The 8,209-nt window shown below is 36.4% G+C and carries 15 protein-coding genes and 2 pseudogenes; all 17 read left to right on the top strand.

Annotated elements, in window-relative coordinates; all coding sequences use genetic code 11:
* Positions 1–396 (top strand): annotated as a pseudogene (locus tag D8Q48_RS16650) (DNA polymerase IV); the annotation flags it as partial.
* Between the two features lie 14 nt (positions 397–410).
* Positions 411–623, top strand: a complete 213-nt coding sequence (locus tag D8Q48_RS16645; RefSeq protein WP_020993357.1) for a hypothetical protein — start codon at positions 411–413, stop codon at positions 621–623.
* A gap of 12 nt (positions 624–635) precedes the next feature.
* Entirely contained in the window at positions 636–875 is a 240-nt protein-coding gene (locus tag D8Q48_RS16640; protein WP_008708201.1) for a hypothetical protein, read from the top strand.
* Between the two features lie 250 nt (positions 876–1,125).
* On the top strand, positions 1,126–1,698 hold the full coding sequence (locus D8Q48_RS16635; protein WP_118410971.1) for a hypothetical protein: 573 nt from the start codon (positions 1,126–1,128) through the stop codon (positions 1,696–1,698).
* Positions 1,699–1,707: 9 nt separating this feature from the next.
* Complete coding sequence (locus D8Q48_RS16630; RefSeq protein ID WP_121057329.1) at positions 1,708–2,079, top strand: hypothetical protein; 372 nt, start codon at positions 1,708–1,710, stop codon at positions 2,077–2,079.
* Positions 2,080–2,354: 275 nt separating this feature from the next.
* Positions 2,355–2,441, top strand: a pseudogene (locus D8Q48_RS16620) (rubredoxin); the annotation flags it as partial.
* A gap of 50 nt (positions 2,442–2,491) precedes the next feature.
* Positions 2,492–2,926, top strand: coding sequence for a hemerythrin family protein (locus tag D8Q48_RS16615; RefSeq protein WP_044924563.1), 435 nt, complete (start codon positions 2,492–2,494; stop codon positions 2,924–2,926).
* Positions 2,927–3,213: 287 nt separating this feature from the next.
* Entirely contained in the window at positions 3,214–3,426 is a 213-nt protein-coding gene (locus D8Q48_RS16610; protein ID WP_026648209.1) for a sporulation initiation factor Spo0A C-terminal domain-containing protein, read from the top strand.
* A 4-nt stretch (positions 3,427–3,430) separates the two neighbouring features.
* Complete coding sequence (locus tag D8Q48_RS16605) at positions 3,431–3,859, top strand: hypothetical protein (RefSeq protein WP_121057326.1); 429 nt, start codon at positions 3,431–3,433, stop codon at positions 3,857–3,859.
* A 179-nt stretch (positions 3,860–4,038) separates the two neighbouring features.
* Complete coding sequence (locus D8Q48_RS16600; protein ID WP_121057325.1) at positions 4,039–4,248, top strand: DUF6219 family protein; 210 nt, start codon at positions 4,039–4,041, stop codon at positions 4,246–4,248.
* A 3-nt stretch (positions 4,249–4,251) separates the two neighbouring features.
* Positions 4,252–4,707, top strand: coding sequence for a thioredoxin-dependent thiol peroxidase (gene bcp, locus D8Q48_RS16595; RefSeq protein ID WP_121057324.1), 456 nt, complete (start codon positions 4,252–4,254; stop codon positions 4,705–4,707).
* Positions 4,707–5,456 (top strand): peroxide stress protein YaaA, encoded by a 750-nt coding sequence (gene yaaA / locus D8Q48_RS16590; RefSeq protein ID WP_121057323.1) that lies wholly within the window; start codon positions 4,707–4,709, stop codon positions 5,454–5,456. Before bcp ends, yaaA begins: the two co-directional genes overlap by 1 nt.
* A gap of 90 nt (positions 5,457–5,546) precedes the next feature.
* Positions 5,547–5,954, top strand: a complete 408-nt coding sequence (locus tag D8Q48_RS16585; protein ID WP_121057322.1) for a transcriptional repressor — start codon at positions 5,547–5,549, stop codon at positions 5,952–5,954.
* The gene (rbr, locus tag D8Q48_RS17850; protein WP_121057321.1) at positions 5,947–7,128 is read left to right on the top strand and encodes a rubrerythrin; all 1,182 of its coding nucleotides are present in this window, start codon (positions 5,947–5,949) and stop codon (positions 7,126–7,128) included. The genes D8Q48_RS16585 and rbr overlap by 8 nt, the downstream gene beginning before the upstream one ends.
* A 46-nt stretch (positions 7,129–7,174) precedes the next feature.
* On the top strand, positions 7,175–7,549 hold the full coding sequence (locus tag D8Q48_RS16575; protein WP_023920586.1) for a desulfoferrodoxin family protein: 375 nt from the start codon (positions 7,175–7,177) through the stop codon (positions 7,547–7,549).
* A gap of 91 nt (positions 7,550–7,640) precedes the next feature.
* Positions 7,641–7,799: a rubredoxin gene (locus D8Q48_RS16570; protein WP_121057319.1), complete on the top strand. Its 159-nt coding sequence runs from the start codon at positions 7,641–7,643 to the stop codon at positions 7,797–7,799.
* A gap of 153 nt (positions 7,800–7,952) precedes the next feature.
* On the top strand, positions 7,953–8,209 hold a 257-nt coding region (locus D8Q48_RS16565), incomplete at its 3' end, for an SDR family NAD(P)-dependent oxidoreductase (protein ID WP_121057004.1).

Genomic DNA, 8,209 nt, shown 5'->3' with positions numbered 1-8,209 from the left:
TTTAAATGCAAAACAGTAGAAATTACAGTTCGAGATAATGGATTGTATAGTTTTTCCAGACAGATACATTTACGACAGCCAACGAATATTACAAATGAGATTGTAACTGCAGCATTTCAGCTATTTAAAGATAATTACAAATGGGAACATCCCATTAGAAGCCTGGGAATCCGAGCTGCGGATCTTGTGTTAGATGATATTCCCGTGCAGTTGGATTTATTTGGAAATCAGGAGAAAAAAGAAAAGTTAGAGAAGCTGGATCGTACTGTAGATGAGATTAGACGACGGTTTGGATATTTCAGTATACAGCGAGCGGCAATGTATCAGAATAAAGTCTTATCCCACTTAGACGCTGGTACGCACACGGTCCATCCACACAGTTATTTTCATGGGTAATTGGAGGGATAGATTTGAAAAAAGTATTAACCAGAAAACAGAAAGAAAGTTATCAGTGTATTTTGAATTATACGAAGGAGCATGGATACCCGCCGACAGTTCGGGAATTTGGAAAACTGATCGGAGTAAGATCAACATCATCTGCTTTTTCCAGAATCAAGCAGTTGGAGCAAAATGGATATATCCGCAGAATCCCGGCATCGCCAAGAGCAATCGAGATTTTATAGTGAGGTGTCGGCATGAACAAAGTATATGTAGATGTAGTGGCAGAGTTCCGGAAAGACGGACGGCTGGTTCCCATATTTTTTACATGGGAGGATGGAAGAAAATATAGTATTGACAGAATTTTGAAAATTGAGCGATGCGCCAGCAGAAAGGCAGGCGGTGTAGGAGTGATGTACACCTGTATGATACAGGGGCAGGAAAGCCACTTGTTTTACGAAGTGGATAAATGGTTTATGGAGAGAAAAACAGCATAAGGAGAGATTGGTATAGACGATATTATTTGGATTATTAACCGGCAGGGATAGTCACTTTCCCTTTATATTTCTGCAGGTTTTACATAAGAAGATGGATTTCGGTCAGCAAAGGCAGCTCCCACAATGCCTTTTGGATATCCGCTTCTGCAAGTTGTAGTAAGTAATTGCTTCCCATCAAAATCATGGGGAAAGCGAACTGGTCTGAAAGACCGCCAGTTAGTGTGATGATGATAAGGAGATTTTGAAACTGATGACAGACAGAGATTATGCAATTAAATCAATGAAAGAAATTACCTTCCAGATGGCAAGTCATGCACAGGATTATCTGGAAGTTACAATCGAAAGACATTATACTGATATTAAAGAACTGATGACAAGCTACCAGAAACTGATTTTAGAAAACCAGGTTGTATTGGAAGAACTGGATATGGAGTGCCAGGAGAAAATCAATGAAGATATGGCATATGCATTGAGTTATCTGAGCATTTATAACAATCAGCTGAATGTGCCAAAGATGCACCGGGAAATGAATAACCTGATGATCATTTATGGCTTGTCTGATATGATCTATCGTGGAATGACACTGGTGAAGTTCTATGCACCGAATGGTGTGATGCTCAGTGAAATCCTTCATTCCTGTTTTTGCAGTCATTATAATAAGACAGATGTGGAAGTACAGCAGGAGTTAGGAATAGGCAGGACTTCTTTTTATAAAATGAAGAAGCAGGCACTTGGATATTTAGGATTTTATTTTTATGAGATCGTGGTACCGCAGGCAAAGGATAAAAGATTTAAACCGTCACTGGGCGTTGAGGAAGAGTAGGTGAGTAGTATGAGATACGAAGATTCGATGAAAGGTGTAGCTGATCAGATAATCAAAGAACAGCAGCGAGTCAGTAAAATTAAAAACAATCCAGAAGAGTTCCATTGGCATGACGAATATGCAACGTTGAATTTCTTTCGGTTTATCTGCAAAAATATCGGTAACTTGAGAAATGGAGAAATTGAAAAAATGGTCACACGTTTAAAGAACATAGATCAGAAAGCAGTGGAAAACCATGTGAATGGTGCTGTTTGGGCATTTGATTATGATAAGATGTTCTGTGTATTGATGGAAAATGAAATTTGCCGAAAGGTGTGTGAAAAGAATAAATATAACAGTTGGATGAATCTGATTGGACAGTATTGTGCTTCAAGGACTTAAAGACGAAAAAAGTTGTTGGAGAGAAATAATTTCCAACAACTCTGTCTTTAATGAATAGAGTTCATTTTTTTATTCAACTATTCCCATGGTATATACAATATGTAGATTTGCAATTCGAATATCAGTTTATGCTAAGTATAATAATAATAATAATTACTATTATTGACAAAGGATCATTATCATGTATAATACAGATATACAAGAAACAAAGTGTTAGAAAAATTGCTAGGAACTTGGTAACAAAAATAAATCGACATTGAAAAGGGAAAATGACTATGATAAAATATGAATGTGAACCATGTGGATATATTTATGATCCGGCAGTAGGAGATCCAGACGCTGGTATCGATCCAGAAACTGCCAGACATTAAAAGATCCTAAGAGAACATATAAAAGAAATGGAGGTCAAATTATGACTTACGATTTAAACATTACCTTTGATGACAATTTAGTAACAGGAAATGAAACAATTGATACCCAGCATAAAGAATTGATCGACCGTATCCAGAACTTTGTAACTGCCTGTCAAAATGGCGACAGCAAAGTAAAAGCAATCAAAATGCTGGATTATCTGGATGAATATACTGACTTTCATTTCAAAGAAGAGGAAAAGCTTCAGGAAAAATCCGGTTATCCAGAGCGTGAAAACCATCATGAAAAACATGAAGAGTTTAAAAAGACAATTCAGGAACTGCATGAATACCTTCAGGAGTATGAAGGACCAACAGATCGGTTCAGTGAACTTGTACAGAAAAATGTAATCGACTGGCTGTTTGGACACATTAAAACATACGACCGGTCTGTGGCAAAATTTATCTTTATGAAACAAAATCCAGACCGATGCTAAAATAAACCAGGGAACGAGTTCATTCAGAATGTAGACAATGTGATGAAGTAAACTAGGGGCTGTCACAATGCAGCCCCTTTCCTGTTATAGCGATATTCTAGGTAATATATTGCGTTGGCATGACATGTTATTTTACTACTACTATATGGGAAGAGCAAGCAGCTCTTCTTTTTTTGTCCTTTTTATCCAATTTTAAGTTGTAATGTCTCTTTTCATGCCAACAGAAATATGCTAAATTGATTTTATAGAACAAGATATAATTCCACTTATATATCGGAGAAAAATGAATGAGAGAGAAAACTATATATGAGAAGATTGCAGAAAAGTATAACACAACACCAGAAGAAGTACGCAGAGAAATGCAGATAGCCATAGATGCAGGATTTGATAATCCTGACCCGGCTGTGCAGGAAGAATGGAAGAAAATGACACTTAAAGGAGACAGGCCCACACCGGAAGAAGTAATCAATTACGCAGTAAAAAAATTAAAAGGAAATTAAAAATATGAAGAAAAAGATAATTGCAGTAATTTCAGGAACAGCAATCTTGATAATTGCTGCAGGAAGTATTTATGGGAAATTTGAACCCAGTCATAAAGAAGGCGAACCAGATGTAGTTGGAACTTTTTCTGTAAATCGGGATGAAAATATAACCGTGGTCGCAAATAGGGAAGATATAGAGGATAGAGAAGCGTTTGCAAGAAAACTTTTGCAGATGTACAAGGATGATTCTTTTCATTCGACAAAATTTTCCACAGACAGAGGATATGCGACGAGCATTGATATGAACATCTATTTATGGAAAGAGGATATTGAAGACGGGGAATCGGTAATGACAGCCGAATATAGACCTGTAGAATACGGAAAGGACTATGATGTTGTCAATAATCCTGATAAATTTCAACTATATATAGATGGAAAAAAGATTAAATAGTAATCTCCTGAAAGCAAACTTTTTGTCAATTATTTCAAAGAAAAATTAAAGGATAACAATACATAGTTTTGACAATGATATTTTGAAAAATTTTATAGGAATGCTCTATTATCAAATTGACATAGGAATATGGTAGCATATAATTAGAATTGAATACACTGAAAAAATGGAGGAATTACATGAAAGCACATAAATATTGGACCGTAGGAGCTTTAATCACAATGATTGGAACTTTTTATACAGGCTATAAAGGGTTAAAAGCAGCACACAAATACTTTGCATTTGGCTCTCTGATATGCATGGTTATGGCAGTCTATTCTGGTCATAAAATGATTTCGGGTAATAAAAGAACAAGAAAACAGGTGAAAAATACAAAAGCGGAGGAATAGTAAATGTTAGAGTTAGGAATAAAAGCACCGGATTTTGAATTGCCGGATCAGAACGGAGAAGTGCATAAATTAAGCGATTATGCAGGTAAAAAAGTGATCTTATATTTTTATCCAAAGGATAATACACCAGGATGTACGAAGCAGGCATGTGGCTTTTCTGAGCGTTATCCACAGTTTACTGAGAAGGGAGCTGTTATTCTCGGAGTAAGCAAGGACTCTGTAGCGTCTCACAAGAGATTTGAAGAAAAATACGGACTGGCATTTACGCTATTAGCAGATCCGGAGCGTAAAGCTATTGAAGCATATGATGTCTGGAAAGAAAAGAAAAATTATGGAAAAGTATCTATGGGTGTAGTAAGAACTACATATCTTATAGATGAGCAGGGAATCATTATAAAGGCAAATGATAAAGTCAAGGCGGCAGATGATCCTGAAAATATGCTTAAGGAATTGGCATAATGAAGATTATTTTATCACCTGCAAAAAAGATGATTGTAGATACCGATAACTTAGCACCGGTTGAACTGCCTGTCTATATTGATAAGACAGCAGAAGTATTAAACTGGATGAAAAGCAAATCAAAAGAAGAACTGAAAGCTATCTGGAAATGTAATGACAAGATTGCAGAGCAGAACTTTAACAGATTGGAAAATATGGATCTTTATAACAGGCTTACTCCGGCTGTTTTAGCATATGAAGGGATTGCATTTCAATATATGGCACCATCTGTGTTTGAAATCCAGCAGTTTGAGTATTTGCAAAATCATTTAAGAATCTTGTCTGCGTTTTATGGCATTTTAAAACCAATGGATGGTGTGACTCCTTATCGTCTTGAAATGCAGGCAAAGGTTGGAATTGGAGATGCAAAAAATCTGTATGAGTACTGGGGAGAATTGTTATACCGCTCAGTAATCGATGGCAGTAGGATTATCATTAATCTTGCATCAAAAGAATACTCAAAATGTATAGAAAAGTATCTGACACCACAGGACAGATATATTACGATTGTATTTTGTGAGTTATCCGGAGCTAAATTGGTAACAAAAGGTACCTATGCCAAGATGGCTCGTGGTGAAATGGTCAGATTCATAGCGGAAAATAATATTGAAAATCCGGTGGAGATTCAGAAATTTGACAGACTTGGATATTCGTTTAGGTCTGATTTATCTTCAGATTCAGAATATGTATTTGAACGCAAAATAAAATAATAATAATGAGAATTATTACTATTTTTATTGACAACAAGATAATAGTGGTATATAATCCTTATTAAGAACTAATCCTAATAAGGAGGACGAATGACAAGTAGGAGAAATACCATTCAAAAAGATCTTGTAAGAAATACCGTATACGAAATGAGAAGACACGTTACGGCAAATGAAGTGTATGAATTTTTAAAAGAAGCATATCCAACAATTGGAAAAGGAACTGTATATAGAAATCTTGATATATTGGTAGAGGAAGGTGCATTAAGAAAGGTTGAAGTCCCGGATGGACCGAACCGATTTGATTTTATATTGAAAAATCATTACCATGTAAGATGTATAAAGTGCGGTGAAATTTTTGATGTGGATATGGATCAAATACCGGATTTACTGGAAAGAATTCATAACACTCATGGAATTGAATTTGTGGATTATGATATTTCATTTAAAGGTATTTGCCCGAAATGCAGGGAGAAGGTAAAGGAGGAACAGCATGGATAGGAAAGCAATGTATAAGTTGAGTTATGGACTGTTTATATTGACCGCTAAAGAAGCAGAAAAAGATAACGGATGCATCATTAATACAGCTATTCAGGCAGCTTCGGAACCAAACCAGTTAAGTATCTGTGTAAATAAGGCAAATTATACGCATGATATGATTCAAAGAACCGGAAAATTTACTGTATCAGTCTTAAGTCAGAAGGCACAATTTGAATTGTTCAAACATTTTGGCTTCCAATCAGGAAGAGATACTAATAAGTTTGAAGCCTTTGAGCAGTGTGCCAGGGGCACAAATGGTATTTATTATATTACAGAAGGTACAAATGCATACATTTCTGTGACAGTTACTAAAACAGAGGACTTGGGTTCACATACGATGTTTATCGGTGAGATAACCGATATGGAAGTTTTAAGCAATGTTCCTTCAGTAACATATGATTATTATCAGAATAATATTAAGCCTAAGCCACAGGAGGTTGGAAAAACAGAGGACAGTCAGACAATATGGCGTTGCAGAATTTGCGGATATGAATATGTAGGAGAGGAATTACCAGATGACTTTATATGTCCTTTGTGCAAGCACCCGGCATCAGATTTTGAAAAAGTAGTAAAGAAAACGGAGGTAAAAGAGATGGCAGCAAACAAATATGCAGGAACACAGACAGAGAAGAATTTACAGGAGGCATTTGCAGGGGAATCACAGGCAAGAAATAAGTATACCTATTTTGCTTCTGTAGCGAAAAAGGAAGGTTACGAGCAGATGTCAGCATTGTTTTTAAAGACTGCAGATAATGAGAAAGAACATGCAAAGATGTGGTTCAAGGAATTAGCAGGAATTGGTGATACAAAGTCAAACCTGGTGGCAGCGGCAGAAGGCGAAAATTATGAGTGGACAGATATGTATGATGGCTTTGCTAAAACAGCTGAGGAAGAAGGATTCCCTGAGCTTGCAGCAAAATTCAGGGCAGTAGGTGAGATTGAGAAGCACCATGAGGAAAGATATCGTGCACTTCTTAAGAATATTGAAACTTCACAGGTATTTGAAAAGAGCGAAGTTAAGGTATGGGAATGCCGTAACTGTGGACATATTGTGGTAGGAACTAAGGCGCCTGAAGTATGTCCGGTATGTAATCATCCACAGAGCTATTTTGAAGTACATGAAGAGAATTATTAAGGAGACAATTGAATTATAAATTTTACACATGGAAGGAGAAAAAGGCATGGAAGTAAGGTATTATATTTGTAAGCATTGTGGAAACATTGTTGAAAAGGTAAAGGATAAGGGTGTACCTGTAATTTGTTGCGGAGAACCTATGCAGGAATTAAAAGCCGGAGTGACAGATGCTGCTGTCGAGAAGCATGTACCTGTATATACGATAGAAGGCAGTCATGTTCATGTCGTGGTCGGAGAGACAAAACATCCAATGCTTGAAGAGCATTTCATTGAGTGGATTACATTAAATACAAACCAGGGAATATACAGAAAACAGTTAAATCCAGGGCAGGAGCCGGTAGCAGATTTTTGTCTTTGCGATGGTGAACAGGTAGAAGAGGTATATGCATATTGTAACCTGCATGGATTATGGAAATGCTAAAAGCATTTATACATATTAAGGTTACAGAACAACACAAATACAACAGTAATATATGCTGTGTATTAATATATTTATAAGGAGGAACAAACTAATGAAATATGTATGTGACGTTTGCGGATGGGAATATGATGAAGAGGAAGGTTATCCTGAAGGTGGTATTGCACCAGGAACAAAGTGGGAGGACGTTCCAGAAGATTTTGAATGCCCATTATGTGATGTTGGAAAAGATCAGTTTTCAGAAGTTGAATAAAATTCTGATTATTTAAATACGGATAGATAAACAAAAACCCTGGTGCGTGTGAGCAACAGGGTTTTTTATTGCGATAGTTTGTGATGATATCACAGAAAATGGTTTACCTTTTGCTTATAATGTAACTACAAACAAAGTAAGGAGGTAGTCTAAATGAGATTAAAAGATAAAGTTGCAATCATTACGGGTGGAAGCCGTGGTATAGGATTTGCTACAGCTGATAAATTCTTGAAGGAAGGTGCTTCAGTTGTGTTGGCAGCAAGTTCACAGGAATCGGCAGATGTTGCTGTAGATAAATTAAAAGAAAAATATCCCAATGCAATAGTTGCTGGAATTAGTCCAAATCTGGCAAGCATGGAGTCTGTCAGAAAGGCTTTTAAAGAGGCAACTGAAAAATATGGATGTGTCGA

The organism is Ruminococcus sp. B05 (assembly GCF_003628495.1).
Taxonomy (GTDB): domain Bacteria; phylum Bacillota; class Clostridia; order Lachnospirales; family Lachnospiraceae; genus Schaedlerella; species Schaedlerella hominis.
This window is presented reverse-complemented; position numbering and strand designations above follow the sequence as displayed.

Excerpts from the sequence above, each read along its gene's own strand:
- D8Q48_RS16640 (WP_008708201.1), top strand. The coding sequence starts at position 636 with ATGAACAAAGTATATGTAGATGTAGTGGCAGAGTTCCGGAAAGACGGA.
- D8Q48_RS16635 (WP_118410971.1), top strand. The coding sequence starts at position 1,126 with ATGACAGACAGAGATTATGCAATTAAATCAATGAAAGAAATTACCTTC.
- D8Q48_RS16630 (WP_121057329.1), top strand. The coding sequence starts at position 1,708 with ATGAGATACGAAGATTCGATGAAAGGTGTAGCTGATCAGATAATCAAA.
- D8Q48_RS16615 (WP_044924563.1), top strand. The coding sequence starts at position 2,492 with ATGACTTACGATTTAAACATTACCTTTGATGACAATTTAGTAACAGGA.
- D8Q48_RS16610 (WP_026648209.1), top strand. The coding sequence starts at position 3,214 with ATGAGAGAGAAAACTATATATGAGAAGATTGCAGAAAAGTATAACACA.
- D8Q48_RS16605 (WP_121057326.1), top strand. The coding sequence starts at position 3,431 with ATGAAGAAAAAGATAATTGCAGTAATTTCAGGAACAGCAATCTTGATA.
- D8Q48_RS16600 (WP_121057325.1), top strand. The coding sequence starts at position 4,039 with ATGAAAGCACATAAATATTGGACCGTAGGAGCTTTAATCACAATGATT.
- bcp (WP_121057324.1), top strand. The coding sequence starts at position 4,252 with ATGTTAGAGTTAGGAATAAAAGCACCGGATTTTGAATTGCCGGATCAG.
- yaaA (WP_121057323.1), top strand. The coding sequence starts at position 4,707 with ATGAAGATTATTTTATCACCTGCAAAAAAGATGATTGTAGATACCGAT.
- D8Q48_RS16585 (WP_121057322.1), top strand. The coding sequence starts at position 5,547 with ATGACAAGTAGGAGAAATACCATTCAAAAAGATCTTGTAAGAAATACC.
- rbr (WP_121057321.1), top strand. The coding sequence starts at position 5,947 with ATGGATAGGAAAGCAATGTATAAGTTGAGTTATGGACTGTTTATATTG.
- D8Q48_RS16575 (WP_023920586.1), top strand. The coding sequence starts at position 7,175 with ATGGAAGTAAGGTATTATATTTGTAAGCATTGTGGAAACATTGTTGAA.
- D8Q48_RS16570 (WP_121057319.1), top strand. The coding sequence starts at position 7,641 with ATGAAATATGTATGTGACGTTTGCGGATGGGAATATGATGAAGAGGAA.